Consider the following 23,972-nt stretch of genomic DNA (forward strand, 5'->3'; position numbering starts at 1 on the left):
GAGCGAGTCTGCAATGCTCCGCCTCGTCGCAGGTCGCATCCTCTCCTCGATCGGCACACTGCTCTTCGTCGGCCTCGCGCTCTTTGCGCTGACGCGCTCCGGTCCGGGTTCTCCGGCCCGGATCGTGCTCGGGGCCGACGCGACGACCGAGCAGATCGCGCAGTTCGAGCAGTCGCATGGCCTCGACCGGCCGTTCCTGTCGCAATATGCCGCCTGGCTCGGCGACGTCATGCGCGGGGATTTCGGCAAATCCTTCGTCACCGGCCGCGACGTCGCAGCTGAGATCGCCAATGCGCTGCCGGTGACGCTGGCGATCGTCCTCTTCGCCTTCCTGATCGCGCTGATATTCGGCATCGGCATCGGCGTGCTCGCCGCGCTCAAGCCGGGCGGCGTCTTCGACCGGGTCAGCCGCTTCGCCGCGGTGCTCGGCCTGTCGATCCCGGCCTTCTGGCTCGGCATCGTCCTGATCCGCTTCCTCGCCGTCGATCTGCGCTGGCTGCCGCCCGGCGGTTATTTCCCGCTCTCGGCCGGGCTGTCGCTGCACCTGCAGAGCATCCTGATGCCCTCGGTCTCGCTCGCGGTCTACTACATCGCGGTGCTCGCCCGGATGACGCAGGCGAGCCTGCAGGAGACCTTGCGCGGCGACTATGTCCGCACCGCCCGCGCCATGGGGCTCTCGTCCCGCCAGGTGGTGTTCTATGCGCTGGTCAACGCGCTGCCGCCGGTGGTCAACCTCGCCGCACTCTCCTTCGGCTACATGTTCGGCTGGGCACTGATCATCGAGCAGGTCTTCAACATCCCCGGCCTGTCGCGCGCTCTGCTGAACGCGATCTCGCAGCGCGACTTCCTGCTGCTGCAAGGCATCGTCTTCCTGTTCACCGCGATCTTCGTCTGCGCCAATCTTGGCGCCGACCTGATCAACCGCGTGCTCGATCCGCGCCAGAGGGCGACGGCATGAGCAATCTGCGCAAAGCCCTCGATGGCCTCGACTGGAGCGGCTGGCTCGGAGCCGGCATCGTCGGGCTGATCGTGCTCGCCGCGATCTTCGCGCCGCTGATCGCCCCTTATGATCCGCTCGCGCTCAACATCGAGGACAGGCTGGCCGCGCCCGATGCCGCGCACTGGCTCGGCACCGATCAGGGCGGCCGCGATGTGCTGAGCCGTATCCTGTTTGGCGCGCGCGCCTCGCTCTCGGTCGGGGTCGGCGCGGTGCTGATCGGCGCCCTGATCGGCGTCTCCGCCGGGATCTTCGCGGCCTACAAGGGCGGGTTCGGCGAGCAGATCGTGATGCGCATCGTCGACGGCGTCGCCTCGATCCCGCTGCTGGTATGGGCGATCGCGATCGTCGGCATCCTCGGCGTCGGGCCATTGCCGCTCGGCCCGCTGCTCCTGCCCAACGAGGTCAAGATCGTCGTCCTCGTCGGCGGCCTGTTCTCGCCGGTCTTCGCCCGCGTCACCTATGCCGTGGCGAGGCGCATCGCCGGCGCCGACTATGTCCGCGCCCGCTTCCTGCAGGGCGCCTCGCACTGGCAGATCGTCATCGGCGACGTGCTGCCGAACTGCCTGTCGCCGATCATCGTACAGGGCACGCTGCTGGTCGCGATCGGCATCGTCATCGAAGCCTCGATCAGCTTCGTCGGCCTCGGCGTGCAGCCGCCGCAACCGAGCTGGGGCACGATGCTCTCCGATGCCCGCAGCGCGATCTACTCCGGCGAATGGTGGCTGCCGGTTTTCCCCGGCCTCGCGATCTCGCTGACTGTGATCGGCTTCAACCTGCTCGGCGATGCGGTGCGCGAATTGTTCGATCCGCGCAGCGAAGCCAGGACGCTGGTCGCATGAGCGCCCCGCTGCTCAGCGTCGAGGGCCTGCGCGTCGGCTTCCGCTCGGCCGGTGGCGGCGTCGTCGAGGCCGTCCGGGGCGTCGATTTTTCCGTCGCGCCCGGTGAAGCCGTCGGCATCGTCGGCGAATCCGGTTCGGGCAAGAGCCTTACGATGCTCGCGGTGATGCGTCTGCTCGGCGCACCGGCGCGCGTGACCGGAGGGCGCGTGATCTTCGACAGCGAGGATCTGCTCGTGGCCGACGAGAAGCGCATGCGGGCGCTGCGCGGACGCGATATCGCCATGGTTTTCCAGGATCCGCAGAGCTCGCTCAACCCGGCGCTGACCATCGGCCGGCAGATCACCGACGTCGTGCGGGCGCATCGCAATGTTTCGATCGGTGAGGCACGGCGCATCGCGGCGGAAGCGCTGGAGCGCGTCGGCATCCCCGATGCGGGCAGGCGCCTTGCCTCCTATCCGCACGAATTCTCCGGCGGCATGCGCCAGCGCGCACTGATCGCGATGGCGATCGCCTGCCGGCCGCGCCTGCTGATCGCCGACGAGCCGACCACGGCGCTCGATGTCACCGTCCAGGCGCAGATCGTCGACCTGATCGCCGAATTGCGCCGCGAGCTCGGCCTCGCCGTCGTTTTCATCTCGCACAATCTCCGGCTCGTCGCCGAGATCGTCGACCGCGTCGTCGTGATGTATGGCGGCAAGGTCGTCGAGGACGGCCCGGTCGAGGCGATCGAGCTTGCGCCGCGTCACCCCTACACCAGCCTGCTCAAGGCCTGCGTGCCGAGCCTGACCGGCCCGGTCGGCCCGCTCACCGCCATTGAGGGCGCGCCGCCGCGGCTCGGCCGCCTGCCGGCCGGTTGCCCGTTCTCGCCACGCTGCCCCGACGCCGCCGAGAGCTGCAGCCATCAGATGCCGCCGCTCATCGATGAAGCCGGACACCGCGCCGCCTGCTGGAGGCCGCGATGACCGGTCCGGTCCTCTCGCTGCGCGGCGTCTGCAAATCCTTCCCGCAGGGCGGGCTGCTCGACCGCCTGCTCGGGCGCGACGACCGGCTCGTCGCGCTCGACGATGTCAGCCTCGACGTCATGCGCGGCGACGTCGTCGGCATCGTCGGCGAAAGCGGTTCGGGCAAGTCGACGCTGGCTGGACTTGCGGTCGGGCTGGCTCGGCCGACCTCCGGCGAGGTGCTGCTCGATGGCGTGCCGATGGCTAAGCTGATGCGCGACCATGCCGGGCCGTGGCGCCGGCGCGTCCAGATGGTCTTCCAGGATTCGAGCAGCGCGCTGAACCCGCGCAAGAGCGTCGACCGCTGCCTTGGCGAGACGCTGGCGCTGCAGGGCGTCCCGAGGGCGCAACGCGAGCGCGAGATCGCCGAACTGCTGACGCTGGTCGGGCTCGGCCCCGAAATCGGCCCGCGCCTGCCGCACGAGCTTTCCGGCGGCCAGCGCCAGCGCATCGGCCTGGCGCGGGCACTGGCGATGAAGCCGGAGGTACTGATCGCCGACGAGCCGGTCTCGGCGCTTGATGTCTCGCTGCAGGCGCAGGTGATCAATCTGCTCTCGCGACTGGCCCGCGAGCTCGGCCTGACGTTGCTCTTCATCAGCCACGATCTCGCTTTGGTGCGCACGCTCTGCAGCCGCATCGTCGTGATGCGCAAGGGGGCGATCGTCGAGCAGGGACCCTGCCTCGAGGTGCTCGACCGACCGCAGCATCCCTACACGCAAGCCCTCATCGCAGCCGTGCCGAAGGGCCTCGCCGGCCGGCGCACACCGTTGCCCGTGCGTGCCGACGCGGCGGCTCCAGAAACCCGGGAAGAGATCCATGGCGCAGCATAGCTACCGGGTCGGCATCGACATCGGCGGAACCTTCACCGATATCGTGGTGGCGCGCGATGACGGGCTGATCGAGACCCGCAAGGTGCCCTCGACCCCGGACGATTACAGCCGCGGCATCGCGCAGGCGCTGAAGGCGCTGATCGAGGATTACCAGACCACGCCCGACCGGATCACCGGCATCGTCCATGCGACCACGGTCGCGACAAACGCCATCCTCGAATACAAGGGCGCCCGTACCGGGCTTTTGACCACCGAGGGCTTCCGCGACGTGCTCGAGATGCGCCGCTTGCGCATCCCGGTGCTCTACGATCTGCAATACGACAAGCCGAAGCCGCTCGCGGCCAGGCATTTGCGGCTCGAGGCGCGCGAGCGGCTCGCTGCGGATGGCGCGGTACGGATCCCGCTCTCTCGCGAGGACGTGGTCGCCGCGGCGAAGCGCTTCCGCGAGGAGGGCGTCGAGGCGGTCGCGATCAGCTTCCTGCACGCCTACGCCAATCCGCAGCACGAGATCGAGGCTGAAGACATCCTGCGCGCCGAGCTCGGCGACGGCGTCTATATCTGCCGCGGCTCCGAGATCCTGCCCGAGATCCGCGAATACGAGCGCACCTCGACCGTGGTGGTGAACGCCTATATCGGCCCGGTCGTGCGCAACTATGCCAGCGCGCTGACGGCACGGCTCGCCTCGATCGGCATCACCTGCCAGGTCGAGATGATGCATTCCGGCGGCGGCATCATGCGGCTGGGCTCGGCGGTAAAGCGCGCCGCGTCCCTGGTCGAATCCGGCCCGGCCGCCGGGGTCATCGCCTGCGCAAGGCTGGTCTCGGGAAGCGACGAGCCCAGCATCATCTCCTTCGACATGGGCGGCACCACTGCCAAGGCTGCGCTGATCGAGCACGGCGAGCCGGCCCGCACCACCGAATACGAGGTTGGCGCCGGCATCAATCTGTCGAGCAAGCTGGTCAAGGGCGGCGGCTATCCGATCAAGATGCCCTTCATCGACGTCTCCGAGATCGGAGCCGGCGGCGGCAGCATCGTCGCCATCGACCGGATGAACCAGGTCTCGGTCGGTCCGCAGAGCGCCGGCGCCTGGCCCGGTCCGGTCTGCTACGGGCTTGGCGGCAAGCAGGCGACATTGACCGACGCCTTCGTGACGCTCGGCTACATCAACGATGTCGCGCTAGCCGGTGGCAGCTTCCCGCTCCAGGCCGATGCCGGCCGCGCCGCGCTGAACGACCAGGTCGCCCGCCCGCTCGGCCTCGACCTCCAGCAGACGGCGCGCGGCGTGCTGACGCTCGCGGTCACCACCATGACGCGGGCGGTCAAGGCGGTCTCGACCTATCGCGGCCGCGATCCGCGCCAGGCGATCCTGGTTGCCTTCGGCGGCAATGGCCCGGTGGTCGCTGCCGAAGTCGCGAGCGCACTCGGCATCCGCCGCGTCATCGTCCCGCGGGCCGCCGGCGTCTTCAGTGCGCTCGGCCTGCTGCGCTCGGATGTCGAGCAGGAGTTCGTGCGGCCGTCACGGCGGCGGGCGGGAGAACTGGACGATGCGGGGCTGGAGCAGCTTTTCGCCGAGCTCGGCGCGGACGCACGCAGCATCCTCGCACTGGAGGGCTATGACCTCGCCCAGGCCGAGTTCCGTTATTCCGCCGATCTTCGCTATGTCGGTCAGGCCTATGAATTGACCGTGCCGGCGAAACGCTTCGACATCGCCGAGCTGGGCGAGCTGTTCCACCGCGAGCACGAGCGCACCTATGGCCACCGCTCGCAAAAGGACGCGGTCCATCTCGTCAATGCCCGCCTGACGGTGCGCCTGCCGCTTGTCGCGCCGCGCCACCAGTTCGCGGCCGAAGCGCCGATGCGCCGCGCCGACCGACCGGTCTCCTTCAACGCCGGCGGAGCCACAGCCTCGATCGCCGTGATCAGCCGTGCCGATCTCGACAGTACCGCAAGGCGCGGCCCCTTCGTCGTCGAGGAGTACGACTGCACCTGCGTCGTCGGCCCCGGCCAGAGCGCAAAGCTCGACGAGGCCGGCAATATCGACATCGCCCTGGAGGCCGCATGAGCATGCGCGAGATCGACCCGATCACCCTGGAGGTGATTCGCAACGCGCTCGCCTCGACCGCCGACGAGATGGCGCTGATCGTGATGCGCTCGGCCTATTCGCCGGTGGTGCGCGACATCATGGATTACTCGACCGCGCTCTGCGACGCGCAAGGGCGGGTGATCGCGCAGGGGTTGACGCTGCCGATCCAGCTCTGCTCCTTCCCGCGCATCATGGGCTTCGTCCGCGAGCGCTATGGCGACACGCTAAAGCCGGGCGATGTCCTGATCGCCAACGACCCCTATGGCTCCGGCGGCCAGCATCTGCCCGATATCTACATCCTGAAGCCGATTTTCGTCGCCGGCCGGCTCTCGGGCTTTGCCGCGACCGTGGCGCACCACACCGATCTCGGTGGCATCGTGCCCGGTTCGGTCGCGATCTACGCGACCGAGATCCAGCAGGAAGGCCTGCGCATTCCGCTGCTCAAGCTCTACGAGGCCGGCGAGCCGGTCGAAGCGGTCTTCCGCATCCTCGAGGCGAACACCCGCTCGCCGGTCGAGGTGCTCGGCGACATCCGCGCCCAGATCGCAGCCTGCAATGTCGCCGAGGAGGGGCTGAAGACGCTGATCGGCCGCTACGGTGCGGAAAAGCTCGACGTCTATATCGACGCGCTGCACGACCATGCCGAGGCGATGATGCGCGATGTCATCCGCGCCCTGCCCAACGGGGTCTACCGCGCCACCGACTATATCGACGGCGTCGGCGAGAACCCGCAGCCGCTGGCCATCGTCGCGACCGTCACTGTCGCCGACGACACGATCGACATCGATTTCACCGGCACCGCCGACCAGGTCGCGGCCTCGATCAACTGCCCGATCTCGCTGCCGGAATCGGCCTCCTTCTGCGCGATCCGCTGCCTGTCGCAGCAGGACATTCCCAATTGCGAAGGTTACCTCAGGCCGATCACGGTCCGTGCGCCCGAGGGTTGCCTGGTCAATCCGCGCTATCCGGCCGCCTGCGGCGCGCGCGGCGTTGTCGGCTACCGCGTCTTCGACGCGATCATGCAGGCGCTGGCGCAGATCGTGCCCGAACGTGCGATGGGCGGCTCGGAAGGTGGCCCCTATCTGCTAGCAGGCGGCGGCACGCATGAGGGACGTCCCTTCGTGCTCAACGAGATGGTGGTCGGCACCTGGGGTGCCCGCGCCGGCAAGGACGGCATCGAGGGCATCTCCAATCCCGCCGCCAACCTCTCCAACCAGCCGGTCGAGATGGTCGAGGCCGACATGCCGGTCGAGGTGCTGCGCTATGGGCTCGTGCCGGATACGGGCGGGCCGGGCGAGTTCCGCGGCGGGCTTTCCTTCATCCGCGAATTCCGCTTCCTCGCCCCGATCCGCTTCGTGCTGCGCGGCGACCGGCGCGATCACCCGCCCTTCGGCTTAGAGGGTGGCAGCCCCGGCGCGCCCTCGGCCCACATCCTGATCCGCGCCGATGGCACGGAGCAAGGCCTGCCGACCATGCCGATGGAGAGCTTCAGCGCCCGTGCCGGCGACGTCTTCCGCCTGATCGGAGCGGGTGGTGGAGGCTATGGCGATGCGCTGCAGCGCGATCCGATCCGCGTCGAGGACGATCTGCGCGAGGGCAAGGTCACGCTGGCGGGGGCGGTGCGTGACTATGGCGTGGTCTTCGCCGCTGACGGCGCAACCATCGATCTCGCGGCCACGACGCGTCGGCGGGCCGAGCTTGCGGGAGCCAAGCCATGACCATGCCTCTGTTCGGCGCGGCTGCGCTCAACCAGAATCTTGTCGGCGAGCCTGGCAGCCGGGCGCGGCTGGAGACGCCGGCGGCGGTGCTCGATCTCGACCTGTTCGAGCACAATATCGCGCTGATGGCAGAGACCTGCCGTGCAGCGGGGCTTAAGCTCAGGCCGCATGCGAAATCGCATAAATGCGCCGAGATCACGCGCCGGCAGATCGCGGCCGGGGCGCTCGGCAATTGCTGCGCCAAGCCGGGTGAATTGCTGGCGCTGTTCGAGGGCGGCGTCCGCGACCTCCTGCTCAGCGCCCCGATCGCCAGTCCGGCCAAGATCGATGCTCTGGCGCGCGCTGCGGCGGCCGGCGGGCGCATCGGCGTCGTGGTCGACCGGGCCGATCTCGCCACCGCCTATGCGCAGGCGGCGCAGCGGCACGGCACCGTCTTGGACGTGCTGGTCGATCTCGATGTCGGGTTGAAGCGCAGCGGCGTCGCGACGCCGGCCGAGGCGGTCGAATTAGCTAAGCTCGTTTCGGGGTTGGCCGGCCTGCGCTATCGCGGCGTCCAGGCCTATCAGGGCCGCGTCCAGCATATCGATGACTTCGCCGCCCGCCGCGCCGCCAACCGGGAGATGGGGCGCCTGCTGGCCGCCATGATCGAGGCGCTGCGCGAGGCCGGCTTCGCGCCGGAGATCGTCTCGGGCGGCGGTACCGGCAGCCATCTCCTCGATGGCGAGGACCGATTGCTGACCGAGATCCAGGCCGGTTCCTATGTCTTCATGGACGAAGCTTATAACAGTGTCGACATGCATGGCCGGGGCGGTCCGGAATTCAAGCCGGCGCTGCGCATCGCCGTCACCGTGATCGGCCACAGCTCGCTCGGCTTCGCGATCACCGATGGCGGCAGCAAGAGTTTTGCGCTCGATGGCCCGCCGCCGCGCGTCTTCCTCAACGGCGAACTGGTCGGGCGGATCGAATGGTGCGGCGACGAATATGGCCGCCTCCTGCCGGAGCCGGGATGCGCGACCCTGCCGATCGGTACGGTTATCGAATGCACCGTTCCGCATTGCGACCCGACGATCAATCTGCACGACGTGCTGCACGTCGTGCGCGGCGTCGATCTGGTGGCACAATGGCCGGTCGAGGCGCGCGGCCGCGCCGACTGATCCGGAGCTGCGAGGTGCGGGCGGCGCTATACCAAGGTATCGGCCGCGATCCCATCGTCCGATTGATCGCGGCCGCGCCGGGGCGCAGAGAGGCGCTGTCTTCGCGGCGCTGACCGCGAGGCGCTTTCGCAACAGCCGGCTTTCCATCGCAGGGACGTGGCCACACCGACCGATCGTCCGCAGCACAGGCTGCGGCGCGCATCGGCATGCGCGCCCGCTCGCTTTTCGGACGGCCCCACCGGGATCGGAGAGGTGGGTCATGAGCAACGTCATCGCATTTCGGCATCCTGCAACCCGACCGGTGCCGGAACGGCCCGGCCTCAGCCGGACCGGCTGCACGATCCTGCGCGCAGCCACGCCGAGGCGGCAGGTCCTGGTCGCCGAATGGCGGGTCAATGCCACCGACGGGCGCCTGGAGTGCCGCTGGCGCAGCGAGGGCAACGAGGGCCGCGACGAAGACGGTAGTCGCCGCTCGCGGCACAGGCGTGCCGCCTGACCAGGTCGCCCAGCCCGCAAGTCCGGCCGCCCACCGCGGCCGCCTCCATTCCGCCGAGGTCCACCATGGCGTTTTCAACGAACCGCGATGCCGGGCGCAGCGCGCTTGCCGCCCTGACGCGCAACCGCGTCCTGCCGAATCTCTATGACCTCGCGGCATTCGCGCTGCTGGCTGCGCTCGCGGTCCTGGCGCTGCACGGCGCGGCGGCGATGCACGCGCCGCTTTCCGGCCTTGCGGCGGAGCCGGTCGTGCTCGATCCGGCGCTGCTGCCGGACTACGCGCTGCGCACCACCATCAGGATGTTCGCGGCGATCATCGCCTCGCTCGTCTTCACCTTCGCTATCGCGACGCTGGCGGCCAAGAGCCGGCGCGCCGAGATGGTGATCATCCCTGCGCTCGACATCCTGCAATCGGTTCCGGTGCTCGGCTTCCTGACTTTCACCGTCACCTTCTTCATGGGGCTGTTCCCCGGCAGCCAGTTCGGTGCCGAATGCGCCTCGATCTTCGCGATCTTCACCAGTCAGGCCTGGAACATGGCCTTCTCCTTCTACCAGTCACTGCGCACGGTTCCCCGCGATCTCGACGAGGTCAGTCGCAGCTTCGGCCTCTCGTCCTGGCAGCGCTTCTGGCGGCTGGAGGCGCCCTTCGCCATGCCGGGCCTGGTCTGGAACACGATGATGTCGATGTCAGGCGGCTGGTTCTTCGTCGTCGCCTCCGAGGCGATCACCGTCGGCGGCACCACGGTGCAATTGCCCGGGCTCGGCTCCTGGCTGGCGCTCGCCATCAAGGAGCAGGACTTCGCCGCGGTGGCTTGGGCGGTGCTGGCGATGGCGATCGTGATTGGCCTCTACGACCAGCTGCTGTTCCGGCCGATCGTCGCCTGGGCCGACAAGTTCCGCTTCGAGCAGACCGCCGGCCAGCAGAAGCCGCGCTCCTGGGTCCATGGCCTCGCCCGGCGCACCCGCCTGCTCAAGCGCCTGACGGCGCCGCTCGCCTGGCTGGGCGGCCGGCTGCTGCTGGTACGCTTCCACAGTGCGCCGTCGGCGCGCCGTGAGGTCAGTGCAGGTACCAGCAAGGCGCTCGACCGGGCCTGGCTCGCTCTGGTCCTCGGGCTCGGCCTCTGGGCGATGTGGACCGCGGTCGCCTATCTCGGGAAGAGCCTGTCCTGGTCCGATGCCTGGGACCCGCTGGCGCGCGGCCTCGTCACGCTGCTGCGCGTCACCGGGCTGATCGCCGTCGCCAGCGTGATCTGGATCCCGGTCGGCGTCTGGATCGGCCTGCGCCCGGCTGTCGCCGAGCGCGTCCAGCCCATTGCGCAGTTCCTCGCCGCCTTCCCGGCCAATGTGCTCTTCCCCTTCGCCGTCATCGCGATCGTCAGCACCGGCGCCAGCCCCGACATCTGGCTTTCGCCGCTGATGGTGCTCGGCACGCAATGGTACATCCTGTTCAACGTCATCGCCGGGGCGAGCGCCTTCCCGACCGATCTGCGCGAGGCGGCGAGCGTCTACCAATTGCGCTCGTGGACCTGGTGGCGGCGCGTCATGCTGCCGGGGATCTTCCCCTATTACGTCACCGGCGCGCTGACCGCGTCGGGTGGCTCGTGGAACGCCAGCATCGTCGCTGAGATCGCGAGCTGGGGCGACACCAGGCTCGAAGCCTACGGCCTCGGCGCCTACATCGCCAATGCGACCGAGGCCGGCGACTTCCCGCGCGTCGTGCTCGGCATCGCCGTCATGTCGCTCTTCGTCACGCTCTTCAACCGCCTGCTCTGGCGCCCGCTCTATGTCCTGGCGGAACGCCGGATGCGCCTCGACTGACCTTTCGCAGGAGGATGCTGCCATGACCGAGATCGTCGTGACCCGCGATTTCAAGGCCGACAAGGCGCCCCCGCTCGTCAGCGCCAGCCAGGTCTGCCAGAGCTATGACAAGGGCACGGCCGGCTCGCTCGTCGTGCTCGACAAGGTCGATGTCGACCTGCACTCCGGCGAGATCGTCGGCCTGCTCGGCCGCTCCGGTTCGGGCAAGTCGACGCTGCTGCGGGCGATCGCCGGGCTGATCCAGCCGAGCGGCGGCAGCGTCACCTTCGAGGGGCGGGTGGTGACGGGTCCCACCTCTGGCGTCGCCGTGGTGTTCCAGAGCTTCGCGCTGTTTCCCTGGCTGACCGTGCTGGAGAATGTCGAGCTCGGCCTGGAAGCGCAGGGAGTCGCGCCGGCCGAGCGGCGCAAACGCGCGCTGGCCGCGATCGACCTGATCGGCCTCGACGGCTTCGAGAGCGCCTATCCGAAGGAGCTCTCCGGCGGCATGCGCCAGCGTGTCGGGCTCGCCCGCGCCCTGGTCGTGCATCCCAAGGTCCTGCTGATGGACGAGCCGTTCTCGGCGCTCGACGTGCTCACCGCCGAGACGCTGCGCACCGACCTGCTCGACCTCTGGTGCGAGGGGCGCATGCCGATCGAGGCGATCTTGATGGTGACGCACAATATCGAGGAAGCGGTGCTGATGTGCGACCGCATCTTGATCTTCGGCTCCAATCCAGGCCGGGTCATCGCCGAGTTGCGGGTCGAGCTGCCGCAGCCGCGCAACCGCCTCGATCCAGCCTTCCGGGCCCTTGTCGAGGACATCTATGCCCGGATGACCGCGAAGGCCGGCGCGCCGGCGCGCGACGGCTTCTTCCCCGGCACCGGCATCGCGATGGCGCTGCCACGGGTCTCGACCAATCTGATGGCGGGGCTGATCGAGACGATCGCGGCTGAGCCCTACAGGGGCGAAGCCGACCTGCCGCCGCTCGCGGCCGAACTGCACCTCGAGATCGACGATCTCTTCCCCGTGGCCGAGACGCTGCAGCTGCTGCGCTTCGCCGATCTCGAAGGCGGCGACATCAGGCTGACCGCTGCCGGGCTGCGCTTCGCCGACAGCGATGTCGATGGGCGCAAGCGCCTCTTCGCCCAGCAGCTCGCCACTTACGTGCCGCTCGCCGCCCATGTAAGGCGGGTGCTCGACGAGCGCTCCAGCCACAAGGCCCCGGCAAGGCGTTTCCGCGACGAGCTCGAGGACCATATGTCGGAAGACTATGCCGCGACGACGCTGAAGGCTGTGACGAACTGGGCTCGTTATGGCGAGTACTTCGCCTATGACGAGGATGCTGACCTGTTCACGCTGGACAATCCGAGCTGAGGCGCCGGCGCGGGCTGGACAGAGCCGCCAGTGGCCTGTCTTGTCGGATGTGGCAGCCGAGCGGGCCAGCGGCGAGGGGCGGGGCATGATGCGCGATCGCGAGCGCATGCGCATCGAGAGGCCATGGCTCTGGCTCGGCCTTGTTGCGCTGATGGCCGCGATCTTCGCGGCCGATACGCTCACCAATCTGGAGATCGCGGTCGCCGTTCTCTATGTCGCGGTGATCCTGATCTCGGTCAGGTTCGACCGGCCGGTGGTGGTCGTCTCGTTCGGCCTGGGCAGCGCGGTCCTGACCGTCCTCAGCTATCTGCTGACGCAGCGCGGGGCCCAGGAGTCCGGGCTGGTGAACGGGGCGCTGAGCTTGATCGCGATTGCCGCCACGACCTATCTGGCATTGCGGATCGAGGCGGCCGAAGCGCGGGTGCGCCAGGCACAGGCCGAGCTGGCGCATATGTCCCGCGTCACGACCATGGGCGAATTGACCGCCTCGATCGCGCACGAGGTCAGCCAGCCGCTCGCCGGGATCGTCGCGAGCGGCCATGCTGCCCTGCGCTGGCTCGCGGCGACGCCGTCTGATGTCGGTGAGGCCAGGCGGGCATTGGAGCGCGTCGTGGCGGATGCCGACCGTGCCGGCGAGGTGGTCGGCCGCGTGCGCAATCTCGTGGCCAAGTCCCCGCCCTCACGGGACAGGCTCGACATGGTCGCGCTCATCGAGGAAGTCCTGACCCTGACCCGCAGCGAACTGCGCAGGCATCGCTTGGTGCTTCGTACCGACTTGGCCGATGATTTGGCGCAGCCGCTTGGTGATCGGGTCCAGCTCCAGCAGGTCGTGCTCAATCTGGTGATCAACGCAGCCGAAGCGATGGGCGGGCTGGAGTCAGGGCCTCGCGATCTGCTGGTCGGCGCTGCGAGCGACGGAGGCAGGATCACGGTGAGCGTTCGCGATACCGGCGTCAGCCTGACCCCGGCTGCGATCGAGCAGGTCTTCGAGGCCTTCCATTCGACCAAGCCGGGCGGGATGGGCATGGGCCTGGCGATCAGCCGCTCGATCGTCGAAGCGCATGGCGGGACGATCTATGCCGCCGTCAATCACCCGCGCGGCATGGTCTTCGGCTTCACCTTGCCGGTGGCCGGCGCGACATCGGAGCGGCAGCATGGATAGGCTGCAAGCGACCGTCTTTGTCGTCGACGACGATGTCTCCGTCCGCGAGGGGCTCGACAGCCTGTTCCGCTCGGTCGGTTATGCGGTGTCAGCTTTCGCTTCGGTCCGGGAGTTCGCGCTGCTCCGGCGGCCCGACATGCCGTCCTGCCTTGTCCTCGACGTCAGGATGCCGGGCCCGAGCGGCATCGACTTCCAGGCCGAGCTCGCCGGGCTGAATGACCCGATCCCGATCATCTTCCTCACCGGCCATGGTGACGTGCCGATGGCGGTGCGGGCGATCAAGGCCGGCGCCGTCGAATTCCTGCTGAAGCCGTTCCGCGAGCAGGATCTGCTCGACGCGGTGCGCGTGGCGATCGAAAAAGACGAGGTCCGGCGCCGTGACGAGGCGGCGCTCGCCGAGCTGAAGGCGCGTTTCGTGACGCTGACAGCGCGGGAGAAAGAGGTGCTCGCCTTTGTCGCCCAGGGCCGCCTCAACAAGCAGATCGCGGCCGATCTCGGCCTGAGCGAGGTGACCGTGAAAGTCCATCGCGGCCAGGTGATGCGGAAGATGGGCGCCGCGACGCTGGCCGAGCTGATCCGGCTCGCCGATCTCATCTCCGGAAAGGGACAGGCGGTCCGATGAGGGTGGACGTCCTTGGGCTGCAGGCCTTCGTCAGCATCGCCGAGCGTGGCAGTTTCCGGGCCGCCGCCTCGCATCTCAACCTGTCGCAGACGGCGCTCAGCCATCGCATCCGCAAGCTCGAGGAATCGCTGGGAACGCCGCTGTTCCTGCGGACGACGCGGCAGGTCTCGCTGACCGCGGCCGGCACGACGCTGCTGCCCCGGGCGCGGCGCATCTTCGAGGATCTCGGTTTCGCCATCAACGAGGTCCGGGTCGATCTGCGCGACGGTGACGAGCAGGTCTCGCTCGGCTGCCTGCCTACGGTGGCGGCGCATTGCATGCCGGCAGTGATCGCCGCCTTCGCTGCGCGCCATCCCGGCGTCGGCGTCCGCATCCACGACAACTCGGCTTCTGAGATCGCCGACAAGGTCCAGTCCGGCGAGGCCGAGTTCGGCGTCACCATCGTCGCCGCCAATCGCTGGGATCTCGAGCTGAAGCCAGTCGTCAAGGAGCCCTTCGTGCTGGTCAGCCATCGCTCGATGCCGCTGGCGCAGGCGACCTCGCTGACCTGGGCGCAATTACAGGACGAGCCGCTGGTCAGGATCAGCGCCGAGACCGGCAATCGCATCCTGATCGACGATGCGCTCGGCGCGCGGCGCGAGAGCCTGACCTGGCGCTACGAGGTCCAGCGTGTCGTCACCGCCGTCAGCCTGGTGCGCTCGCGCATAGGCTATGCGATCGTGCCGCAGCTCGCGCTCGATGTCGTCGATGCCGGCGATCTGGTCGCAATCCCGCTGCGCTCGCCGGCCGTCACCCGGACGCTCGGCATCATCACGCGCAAGTCAGTGCCGGTGCGTGCCGTTACGCGTGATCTGATGGCGCTGCTGAGCCAGGCGCTGAAGCGCAGTGTCGCGTCAAAGCGAGATGAATAAAACTAATCAATCGCTGCATTCTTATCATTTGATGGCAGAATGGCTTTGGCCGAACCTCGCGGCGGGACGAAACGCGCGAGGGGAGGCCAGCGATGGCAAGCGCCAACACGGCAGCGATCGCCTTCATCGGCTTCGGCGAGGTCGGGCAAAGCTTTGCGCGCGGGCTGCTGGCCAATGAAGGCGTTGCCATCCGCGCCTATGATCTGCTCTTCGGCAGCGCTGCCGGCGCCCGCCTCGAAGCGGCGGCGCAGGGGCTCGGCGTCGTCTGCATGGCTTCGGCGCAGGAGGCCTGCTCGGGCGCGGCCTTCGTCTTCTCGGCCGTAACCGCCGACCGGGCCGAGGCGGTGGCTACCGAAGCCGCAGCCTGGCTGAAGCCGGGACAGGTCTTCGTCGACGTCAATTCGGCCGCGCCCTCGACCAAGCAGCGGGCGGCAGCGGCCGTCAGCGCGAGCGGCGCCTACTATGTCGAGGCGGCCGTGATGGCGCCGGTGCTGAAGCCTGGCCTCAAGGTCGCGATCCTCAGCGGCGGCCCGAAGGCGCAGGCTGTATCGGGCGCGCTCAACGCGCTCGGCATGAACCTGACGCCGGTCTCGGAGGTCTATGGCCGGGCTTCGGCGATGAAGCTCTGCCGCTCGATCGTCATCAAGGGGCTGGAGGCGCTGATGGTCGATTGCGCCGCCGCCTGCGAAGCCTGGGACGTCAAGGATCCGGTCTTCGCCAGCCTGCACGCGACCTTTCCGTCGATCGACTTCCATGCGCTCGCCGCCGACATGCGCGAGCGCGTCGCGACCCATGGCGTGCGCCGCGCCGCCGAAATGCGAGAGGCGGCCGAGATGCTTTCAGTCGCCAGTCTTCACCCCGGCTTGGCGCAGGCGATCGCCGACGCCCAGCTGCGTGGGGCCCGTCGCAAGGAGGGCACACGATGATGCTGGATCGTCGCTCCGTCCTCGCCGGCCTTGGTCTTTCCGGCTTCGCTGGACTTGGGTCGGCGCGCGCCCAGGCGGACTGGCCGAGCCAGCTGATCCGGATCGTCGTGCCGTTCACGCCCGGCGGCAGTACCGACGTGCTGGCGCGGGTGATCGCCAGCAAGCTCGAGCGGGTTATTCCCGGCAAGGGCTTCGTCATCGAGAATCGTCCCGGCGCCGGTGGCATGACGGCGGCAGGGCAGGTGGCGAAAGCCGATCCCGACGGCCACACGCTGATGATGGGCCATATCGGCACGCTGGCCTTCGCGCCCTCGCTTTACGCCAATGTGCCTTATGATCCGGTCAAGGATTTCCAGCCGGTCGCGCTCGTCGCGATGCTGCCGAACATCCTGGCGATCAACCCGACGCTGCCGGCCAAAACCCTCGCGGAGTTCATCGCCTACGCCAAGGCGAACCCCGGCAAGCTGAATTACTCGTCCGGCGGGCAGGGCAGCGCCGCCCATATCGCCACGGCCTATTTCTGCCATCGCGCCGGCATTGAGGCCATTCACGTGCCCTATCGCGGCACGGCGCCCTCGGTGAACGATATCGTCGCCGGCAATATCCAGTTCACGCTGACCGGTGGGCCGGCGGTTCTGCCACTCGCGGAAGGTGGCCAGCTCCGGGTGCTCGGCGTCGCCGGGCGCGAGCGCGTCGGCTTCGCGCCTGACCTGCCGACGCTGGCCGAGAGCGGCCTGCCGGGTTTCGAGGCGGTGCAATGGTACGGGATCGTCGCGCCGGCGCGCACGCCGCCACGGATCGTCGAGAAGCTCAACCGCGAGATCAACGCGCTGCTCGGCCAACCCGACTTTGCGGCGACCCTGGCCAAGGATGGCGCCATTGCCCGGCCTGAACCGCCCGAGGGCTTCGGCAAGCTGATCGCCTCGGAGCTGGCGCTCTGGCGCGACGTCATCACCCGTGCCGGCATCAAGGCGGCGGAGTAAGGCGATGGGCCAGCTTGCCGTTCCCTGCATGCTGATCCGCGGCGGCACCTCCAAGGGCGCCTATTTCCTGGCCGGCGATCTGCCGGCGGATGTCGCTGCGCGCGACGCCTTCCTGCTCGCGGTGATGGGCTCGCCCGACAAGCGCCAGGTCGACGGCCTCGGCGGGGCCCACCCGCTCACCAGCAAGGTCGCGATCGTCTCGCCTTCGAGTGAACCCGGCTGCGATATCGACTTCCTGTTCGCGCAGGTCGGGATCGAGACGGCCTCGGTCGATACGACGCCGAATTGCGGCAACATCCTCGCCGGGATCGGGCCGTTCGCCCTGGCGCGTGGTTTGGTGAAAGCGAGCGGCGCGCGCACGACGGTGCGGGTCCGGACGATCAACACCGGCACGATCGCCGACCTGACCATGGATACGCCCGATGGCGAGGCGAGTGCCGAAGGGATTGCGCGCATCGACGGCGTGCCTGGGACCTCGGCGCCGATCGATATCGGCTTCCTCGATGCGGAAGGCTCGGTCTGCGGCGCGCTGCTGCCAACCGGCAATGTCGTCGATGTGATCGAAGGCGTGCCCTGCACGCTGATCGACAACGGCATGCCGGTGATCGTAATGCGGGCGGCCGATGTCGGCCGCACCGGCTATGAGCCGCGCGACCAGCTCAACGAGGACGCCGAGCTCAAGGCCCGCATCGAGGCCATCCGCCTCGCGGCCGGGCCGCTGATGAATCTCGGCGATGTCGCGAAGAAAGTCGTGCCGAAGATCGCGCTGGTCGCGCCGCCACAGGCGGGCGGGTCCATCTGCACCCGCAGCTTCATCCCGCATGAATGCCATGCCTCGATCGGGGTCTTCGCGGCGGTGACGGTCGCGACCGCTGCCGTGTTGCCGGGTTCACCTGCTGCCTTCGTCACAGTGATGCCTGAAGGGCGCGAGCGGACGCTTTCGGTCGAGCATCCGACCGGTGAGTTCACGGTGACGCTGACGGTCGGCGGATCGGTGGAGCAGCCGGTGGTCGAGCGGGCCGGGCTGCTGCGCACCGCGCGCATCCTGATGGCCGGACAGGCCTTCGTGCCGGCTGGTAGATTGTGAGAGAGGAGCGCATTGCGATGAGCGCCCAGAAGACAGGCCTGGTGATATCAGCCCATCCCGGCGACTTCGTCTGGCGTGCCGGCGGGGCCATCGCGCTGCATGTCAAGCGTGGCATGCGCGTCAAGATCCTCTGCCTGTCCTATGGCGAGCGCGGCGAGAGCCAGTTCGCCTGGAAGAAGGCGGGCGTGAAGATGGCGGAGGTCAAGGCCCAGCGCCGCGAGGAGGCGGAAGCGGCCGCCACCGCGCTCGGCGCCGAGATCGAGTTCATGGACGCCGGCGACTATCCGCTGCGCACAACAGAGCCGATGCTGGAGCGCACCATCGACATCTTCCACGAGCTGGGTCCGAGCTTCGTGCTGACCCATGCGCTCGAAGATCCCTACAATGTCGACCATCCCGAGGCGGCGCGCTTCGCGCAGGAGGCGCGCATCATCGCGCAGGCGGCCGGGCACAAGCCCGATCCCAACCGCGCCTATGCCGCCCCGCCGGTCTTCCTGTTCGAGCCGCACCAGCCGGAGCAGTGCAACTTCAAGCCGAACGTGATCCTCAACATCGACGAGGTCTGGGAGCAGAAGCGCCGGGCATTCGAGATCCTCGCGGCGCAGAAGCATCTCTGGGAATATTACACCCGCGTCGCGCTCAATCGCGGCATGCAGGGCGGCCGCAACTCCGGCAAGGCGATGACCTATGGCGAGGCCTATCAGCGCCTCTTCCCGGAAGCGCTGGAGACGCTGGCATGAACCCCGTCGTCATCCGCACCAGGAAGCGCGCTCCGGCCGCCGCGATGGCCGATCTCGCCGCGCTCGGCGTTTCCACCACCCATGAGGCGATGGGCCGAAGCGGGCTGCTGAAGCCCTATATGCGGCCGATCTACGCCGGCGCGCAGATTGCGGGCGGGGCGGTGACCGTGCTCGCCCAGCCCGGCGACAACTGGATGATCCATGTCGCGATCGAACAGGTGCAGCCGGGCGACGTGCTCGTTGTCGCCTGCACCACCGACAACACCGACGGCATGTTCGGCGACCTGCTCGCGACCTCGCTCAAGGCGCGCGGCGGCATCGGCCTCGTCATCGATGCCGGCGTGCGCGATGTCCGCACACTGACCGAAATGGGCTTCCCGGTCTGGTCGCGGGCGATCTCGGCGAAGGGCACGGTCAAGGCGACGCCCGGCTCGGTCAACGTACCGGTGGTCTGCGCCGGGGCGCTCATTCATCCCGGCGACGTGATCGTCGCCGATGATGACGGCGTCGTGGTGGTACCCAGGCGCGAGGCGGAGGCGGTCGCTGCCGCCGGCCGCAAGCGCGAGGCCAATGAAGACGAAAAGCGTAGGCGCCTGGCTGCTGGCGAACTCGGGCTGGACATGTACGCTATGCGCGACGGCCTCGCGAAGGCGGGCCTTACCTATCGCGACGACGAAGACGACTGAGCAACCCCGAAAAACGGGGATCAGGCACAACTCTCGGGAGGAACGATGACATGACAATTCGCAGGACTGTTCTCAAAGGTATGCTCGGCCTGGCGCTGGCCGCCTCGGTCAGCGGCGCGGCTCTGGCGCAGGACGCGGTCAAGATCGGGCTGATCCTGCCGATGACCGGCCCCTTCGCCTCGACCGGACGGCAGATCGCCGCGGCCGCCAATCTCTACATCCAGGAGAAGGGCGCGACCGTTGCCGGCAAGAAGATCGAGCTCATCCTCAAGGACGATACCGGCACGGCCGACGTCACCCGCCGTATCGCGCAGGAGCTGATCGTCAACGACAAGGTCACCGCGATCGCCGGCTTCGGCCTGACGCCGCTGGCGCTCGCAACCGCGCCGCTGGCGACGCAGGCCAAGACGCCGATGGTGGTGATGGCGGCCGCGACCGGGATCATCACCGAGCGCTCGCCCTTCATCGTGCGCACCAGCCAGGTCGTGCCGCAGATCGGTTCGCCGTTCGGCACCTGGATCGCCAAGCAGGGCACCAAGCGCGTCATCACCATCGTCTCCGACTATGGTCCTGGCCATGACGTCGAGAGCTCGTTCTCGGAGGCGTTCAAGGCCGGCGGCGGCCAGGTCGAGAACATCCGGGTGCCCCTGCAGAACCCGGACTTCTCACCCTTCCTGCAGCGCGTTGCCGACAGCAAGCCGGAAGCGCTGCTGGTCTTCGTGCCGTCCGGCGTCGGCGCCCAGTTCATGAAGCAGTTCGTCGAGCGCGGCCTCGACAAGAGCGGCATCAAGCTGATCGGCACCGGCGACCTGACCGATGACGACATCCTCAACGGCATGGGCGACATCGCGCTCGGCGTCATCACCGCCCAGCATTATTCCGCGTCCCATGACAGCCCGGAGAACAAGGCCTTCGTCGAGGGGTTCAAGAAGGCCAATCCCGGCATGCGCCCGAACTTCATGGCGGTCGGCGGCTATGACGGCATGCACGCGCTCTATGAGGGCCTGAAGAAGACCAAGGGCGAGGGCGGCGAGGCGTTGGTCACCGCGATGAAGGGGATGAGCTGGGTCAGCCCGCGTGGGCCGATCTCGATCGATCCCGAGACGCGCGACATCATCCAGAACGTCTATATCCGCAAGGTCGAGCGCGTGAACGGCGAGCTCTACAACCAGGAGTTCGAGACGATCCCGAACGTCAAGGACCCGACCAAGGCCAAGAAATAGGCCGGCCAAGGCGGACCCGACGTGCTCACCATCCTGTTCGACGGCGTCGCCTACGGCATGATCCTGTTCGTGCTGGCCTGCGGGCTGTCCGTGACCATGGGGTTGATGAACTTCATCAACCTCGCCCACGGCGCCTTCGCCATGCTCGGCGGCTATGTCACCGTGCTGGCGATGCAGCGGCTCGGCCTGCCATTCCTGTGGGCGCTGCCGGCGGCCTTCCTTGCCGCCGCGCTCGCGGGGCTGGTGCTGGAGCGGCTGGTCTACCGGCCGATGTACGCCAAGAGCCATCTCGACCAGGTGATGTTCTCGATCGGGCTGGTGTTCATGGCCGTCGCCGGCGCCGACTACCTGATGGGGTCGAGCCAGCAATTCGTGCATCTGCCGGCCTGGCTGAGCGGACGCTTCGATCTCGCCGGCATCGGCGTCGGTCGCTACCGGCTTTTCATCATCGTGCTCTGCGGCGCTTTGGCCTTCGCGATGCAGTGGGGCTTCACCCGCACCCGCTTCGGCAGCCGGCTTCGGGCTGCGGTCGACGATGCCCGGGTGGCGCGCGGCCTCGGCATACCCGTCAACCGGCTGTTCGCGCTGACCTTCGCCTTCGGCTCAGGCCTCGCGGGGCTAGGCGGCGCGCTCGGCATCGAATTGATGGGACTCGACCCGACCTTCCCGCTGAAGTTCATGATCTACTTCCTGATCGTCGTGACCGTCGGCGGCACCTCGACCATCTCCGGACCGTTCTTCGCCGCGATGCTGCTGGGGGTCGCCGATGTCGGCGGCAAGTACCTCGTGCCGCAGCTCGGCGCCTTCATCATCTACGCGCTGATGGTGGTCCTGCTGATCACCCGGCCGCACGGTCTCTTTGCGAGAGGTCGGGCATGAGTGCCGACAGCGTCGAAACACGCGTCCGGCGCTCGCTCTATGCTGCGCGCCGCTGGCACCCGGCCGAGATCACGTTCTGGGTCCTGGCCGTGGCGGCCTTCTTCCTGCTGCCGCGCCAGCTCCTGATCCTCAACGAGATCGCGATCCTCGGGCTCTTTGCCGTCTCGCTCGACCTGATCCTCGGCTATGCCGGCATCGTCTCGCTCGGGCATGCCGCCTTCTTCGGCTTCGGCGCCTATGCCGCCGGGCTCTTCGCCAAGCATGCCAGCGCCGATCCGCTGGCGGGATTGCTGGTTGGAATGGGGGCCGCCGGGCTGCTCGGCCTGCTGACCAGCCCGCTGATCCTGCGTGGCAGCGACCTGACGCGCCTGATGGTGACGCTCGGCGTCGCGCTGATCCTGGGGGAATTGGCGAACTCGCTCGGCGGGATCACCGGCGGCGCCGACGGCCTGCAGGGCATCGTGATGGGGCCGGTGCTCGGCCTGTTCGAGTTCGATATCTTCGGCCGGGTCGCCTATCTCTATTCGCTCGCCGTGCTGTTCGTGCTGTTCGTCCTGGCGCGGCGCATCACCGGTTCGCCCTTCGGCCTGTCGCTGCGGGCGATCCGCGACAACCCCTTGCGTGCCTCGGCCTCCGGCGTGCCGCTGCAATGGCGGCTGGTTGCGGTCTACACGCTGGCGGCGGCCTATGCCGGGGCGGCCGGGGCGCTGCTCGCCCAGACCACGCAGTTTGTTTCGCTGGACGTGCTCGCCTTCCATCGCTCGGCCGATTTGATGCTCGTGCTGATCATCGGCGGCGCTGGTTATCTCTATGGCGGGCTGATCGGCGCGGTCGCCTTCAAGCTGCTGCAGGACGTGATCGCGAGCTTTACGCCGCAATACTGGATGTTCTGGATCGGGCTGTTCCTGGTTCTGTTCGTGCTGGGCGGGCGCGAATTGATCCATGGTGGGATCAAGGCAGTGGCTGTCCGGATCGGGCGTCTTGTCCGGAGATCGCCGACATGACGGCGGCGCTCCGGACCTTCGACCTCTGCAAGAGCTTCGGCGGCATCACCGCGACCGACCATGTCGATTTCACGCTCCAGAAGGGTGCGCGCCATGCGCTGATCGGCCCGAACGGCGCCGGCAAGACCACTTTCGTTAATCTCCTGACGGGAGTGCTGCGCCCGAGTTCCGGCCGCGTCGAGCTCCTGGGTGAGGACATCACCAGGCTGCCGCGCGAAGCCCGGGTCGGGCGCGGGCTGGCGCGCACGTTCCAGATCAATCAGCTTTTTGCGACCATGACGCCGGTCGAGATGATCGCGCTCGTGACCTCCGAGCGGCTCGGTCGTGGCCGGCAACCCCTGCGCGCGCTCGATCGGGATGGAGAGCTCGTTGCCGAGACGGCCGAGATCCTCGCCCGCTTCAAGCTCGACGACATCATGGACGAGCGCATCGCCACCTTGCCCTATGGCAAGCAGCGGCAGATCGAGATCGCCGCCGCCTTCGCGGCGAAACCCAGCGTGCTCCTGCTCGACGAGCCGGCGGCGGGCGTGCCCGAGGCCGAGCGGCGCGAGTTGATGGCGATGGTCGCAGGCCTGCCCGAGGATGTCTCGGTGCTGCTGATCGAGCACGACATGGACCTCGTCTTCCGCTTCGCGACGCGGATCACCGTGCTCGTCAATGGCCGCCTGCTCGCCGATGGAACACCGAGCGAGATCGCCAATGATCCGGCTGTCCGTGCTGCCTATCTCGGGGAGCACGGCCATGGCTGAGCTCCTCACCGTCGAGCGCCTCAGCGCCGGCTATGGCGAGGCCATAGTGCTTTTCGACATCGACCTTTCGCTCGCCGAGGGCCGTTCGCTCGCGCTGCTCGGCCGCAACGGCGTTGGCAAGACGACGCTGGTCAACAGCATCATCGGCGTCACCCGCCGCCGCGGCGGCAAGATCGCGTTCGCCGGGCGAGACATCACTGCGGCCTCCCCCGAGCAGCGCGCCCATGCCGGCATCGGCTGGGTGCCGCAGGAGCGCAACATCTTCAAATCGCTGACCGTGCTGGAGAACCTGACCGCGGTGGCCAAGCCCGGCCCGTGGACGACCCAGCGTGTCTTTGCAATGTTCCCGCGCCTTGCCGAGCGAAAAACCAATCTCGGCAACCAGCTCTCCGGCGGCGAGCAGCAGATGCTGGCGATCGGCCGGGCGCTGATGCTCAATCCGAGGCTCCTGCTGCTCGACGAACCGACCGAGGGGCTGGCGCCGATCATCGTCGAAGAATTGCTGCGCGCCCTGAAGCGTCTGGTCCGCGAGGAGGGGCTTTCGGCGATCGTGATCGAGCAGCACGCCCGCAAGATCCTCGAACTCACAGACGAGGCGATCGTGCTCGAACGGGGCCGCGTCGTCCTCGCCGCGGAGAGTGCCGAGCTCCTTGCCGATCCCTCGCGGCTGGAGCGCCATCTCGGCCTCGCCGCCGCCTGATCCATCAA

General features: G+C 68.2%; 23 protein-coding genes. All 23 read left to right on the forward strand.

Annotated elements, in window-relative coordinates:
- The first annotated feature begins 13 nt into the window (after positions 1-13).
- The 23 genes from ASE66_RS20665 (at position 14) to ASE66_RS20775 (ending at position 23,964) form a co-directional block, all read left to right on the forward strand.
- Complete coding sequence (locus ASE66_RS20665; RefSeq protein WP_057191579.1) at positions 14-958, forward strand: ABC transporter permease; 945 nt, start codon at positions 14-16, stop codon at positions 956-958.
- Positions 955-1,839 (forward strand): ABC transporter permease, encoded by an 885-nt coding sequence (locus ASE66_RS20670; protein WP_082613606.1) that lies wholly within the window; start codon positions 955-957, stop codon positions 1,837-1,839. Before ASE66_RS20665 ends, ASE66_RS20670 begins: the two co-directional genes overlap by 4 nt.
- Positions 1,836-2,801 carry an ABC transporter ATP-binding protein gene (locus tag ASE66_RS20675; RefSeq protein ID WP_057191581.1) on the forward strand — a complete coding sequence of 322 codons (966 nt, stop codon included), beginning with the start codon at positions 1,836-1,838 and terminating at the stop codon, positions 2,799-2,801. Before ASE66_RS20670 ends, ASE66_RS20675 begins: the two co-directional genes overlap by 4 nt.
- Complete coding sequence (locus ASE66_RS20680; protein WP_057191582.1) at positions 2,798-3,670, forward strand: ATP-binding cassette domain-containing protein; 873 nt, start codon at positions 2,798-2,800, stop codon at positions 3,668-3,670. The genes ASE66_RS20675 and ASE66_RS20680 overlap by 4 nt, the downstream gene beginning before the upstream one ends.
- Positions 3,657-5,732, forward strand: coding sequence for a hydantoinase/oxoprolinase family protein (locus ASE66_RS20685; RefSeq protein WP_057191583.1), 2,076 nt, complete (start codon positions 3,657-3,659; stop codon positions 5,730-5,732). Before ASE66_RS20680 ends, ASE66_RS20685 begins: the two co-directional genes overlap by 14 nt.
- Positions 5,729-7,471 (forward strand): hydantoinase B/oxoprolinase family protein, encoded by a 1,743-nt coding sequence (locus tag ASE66_RS20690; protein ID WP_057191584.1) that lies wholly within the window; start codon positions 5,729-5,731, stop codon positions 7,469-7,471. Before ASE66_RS20685 ends, ASE66_RS20690 begins: the two co-directional genes overlap by 4 nt.
- Positions 7,468-8,625: a DSD1 family PLP-dependent enzyme gene (locus tag ASE66_RS20695; RefSeq protein WP_057191585.1), complete on the forward strand. Its 1,158-nt coding sequence runs from the start codon at positions 7,468-7,470 to the stop codon at positions 8,623-8,625. Before ASE66_RS20690 ends, ASE66_RS20695 begins: the two co-directional genes overlap by 4 nt.
- Positions 8,626-8,884: 259 nt before the next feature.
- The gene (locus tag ASE66_RS20700) at positions 8,885-9,121 is read left to right on the forward strand and encodes a hypothetical protein (protein ID WP_057191586.1); all 237 of its coding nucleotides are present in this window, start codon (positions 8,885-8,887) and stop codon (positions 9,119-9,121) included.
- Between the two features lie 65 nt (positions 9,122-9,186).
- Positions 9,187-10,938 (forward strand): ABC transporter permease, encoded by a 1,752-nt coding sequence (locus ASE66_RS20705; RefSeq protein ID WP_057191587.1) that lies wholly within the window; start codon positions 9,187-9,189, stop codon positions 10,936-10,938.
- 22 nt (positions 10,939-10,960) lie between these two features.
- Positions 10,961-12,292 carry an AAA-associated domain-containing protein gene (locus ASE66_RS20710; protein WP_057191588.1) on the forward strand — a complete coding sequence of 444 codons (1,332 nt, stop codon included), beginning with the start codon at positions 10,961-10,963 and terminating at the stop codon, positions 12,290-12,292.
- A gap of 85 nt (positions 12,293-12,377) precedes the next feature.
- A complete protein-coding gene (locus ASE66_RS20715; RefSeq protein WP_057191589.1) occupies positions 12,378-13,454 on the forward strand; it encodes a sensor histidine kinase in 1,077 nt (358 codons plus the stop codon).
- Entirely contained in the window at positions 13,447-14,076 is a 630-nt protein-coding gene (locus tag ASE66_RS20720) for a response regulator transcription factor (protein ID WP_057191590.1), read from the forward strand. The genes ASE66_RS20715 and ASE66_RS20720 overlap by 8 nt, the downstream gene beginning before the upstream one ends.
- On the forward strand, positions 14,073-14,987 hold the full coding sequence (locus ASE66_RS20725) for a LysR family transcriptional regulator (RefSeq protein ID WP_082613607.1): 915 nt from the start codon (positions 14,073-14,075) through the stop codon (positions 14,985-14,987). Before ASE66_RS20720 ends, ASE66_RS20725 begins: the two co-directional genes overlap by 4 nt.
- A gap of 92 nt (positions 14,988-15,079) precedes the next feature.
- Positions 15,080-15,913 carry an NAD(P)-dependent oxidoreductase gene (locus ASE66_RS20730; RefSeq protein WP_082613608.1) on the forward strand — a complete coding sequence of 278 codons (834 nt, stop codon included), beginning with the start codon at positions 15,080-15,082 and terminating at the stop codon, positions 15,911-15,913.
- Complete coding sequence (locus ASE66_RS20735) at positions 15,910-16,896, forward strand: Bug family tripartite tricarboxylate transporter substrate binding protein (RefSeq protein WP_057191592.1); 987 nt, start codon at positions 15,910-15,912, stop codon at positions 16,894-16,896. Before ASE66_RS20730 ends, ASE66_RS20735 begins: the two co-directional genes overlap by 4 nt.
- A gap of 4 nt (positions 16,897-16,900) precedes the next feature.
- Positions 16,901-17,983, forward strand: coding sequence for a 4-oxalomesaconate tautomerase (locus tag ASE66_RS20740; RefSeq protein WP_057191593.1), 1,083 nt, complete (start codon positions 16,901-16,903; stop codon positions 17,981-17,983).
- 17 nt (positions 17,984-18,000) lie between these two features.
- Positions 18,001-18,723: a PIG-L deacetylase family protein gene (locus ASE66_RS20745; protein WP_057191594.1), complete on the forward strand. Its 723-nt coding sequence runs from the start codon at positions 18,001-18,003 to the stop codon at positions 18,721-18,723.
- Positions 18,720-19,409: a 4-carboxy-4-hydroxy-2-oxoadipate aldolase/oxaloacetate decarboxylase gene (locus ASE66_RS20750; protein ID WP_057191595.1), complete on the forward strand. Its 690-nt coding sequence runs from the start codon at positions 18,720-18,722 to the stop codon at positions 19,407-19,409. Before ASE66_RS20745 ends, ASE66_RS20750 begins: the two co-directional genes overlap by 4 nt.
- Positions 19,410-19,459: 50 nt before the next feature.
- A complete protein-coding gene (locus ASE66_RS20755; RefSeq protein WP_057191596.1) occupies positions 19,460-20,632 on the forward strand; it encodes an ABC transporter substrate-binding protein in 1,173 nt (390 codons plus the stop codon).
- Between the two features lie 21 nt (positions 20,633-20,653).
- Entirely contained in the window at positions 20,654-21,511 is an 858-nt protein-coding gene (locus ASE66_RS20760) for a branched-chain amino acid ABC transporter permease (protein ID WP_057191597.1), read from the forward strand.
- Positions 21,508-22,515: a branched-chain amino acid ABC transporter permease gene (locus ASE66_RS20765; RefSeq protein WP_057191598.1), complete on the forward strand. Its 1,008-nt coding sequence runs from the start codon at positions 21,508-21,510 to the stop codon at positions 22,513-22,515. The genes ASE66_RS20760 and ASE66_RS20765 overlap by 4 nt, the downstream gene beginning before the upstream one ends.
- Positions 22,512-23,264: an ABC transporter ATP-binding protein gene (locus ASE66_RS20770; RefSeq protein ID WP_057191599.1), complete on the forward strand. Its 753-nt coding sequence runs from the start codon at positions 22,512-22,514 to the stop codon at positions 23,262-23,264. The genes ASE66_RS20765 and ASE66_RS20770 overlap by 4 nt, the downstream gene beginning before the upstream one ends.
- A complete protein-coding gene (locus ASE66_RS20775; protein WP_057191600.1) occupies positions 23,257-23,964 on the forward strand; it encodes an ABC transporter ATP-binding protein in 708 nt (235 codons plus the stop codon). Before ASE66_RS20770 ends, ASE66_RS20775 begins: the two co-directional genes overlap by 8 nt.
- Positions 23,965-23,972: the final 8 nt, after the last annotated feature.

The organism is Allobosea sp. Root483D1, assembly GCF_001429505.1.
Lineage (GTDB): Bacteria > Pseudomonadota > Alphaproteobacteria > Rhizobiales > Beijerinckiaceae > Allobosea.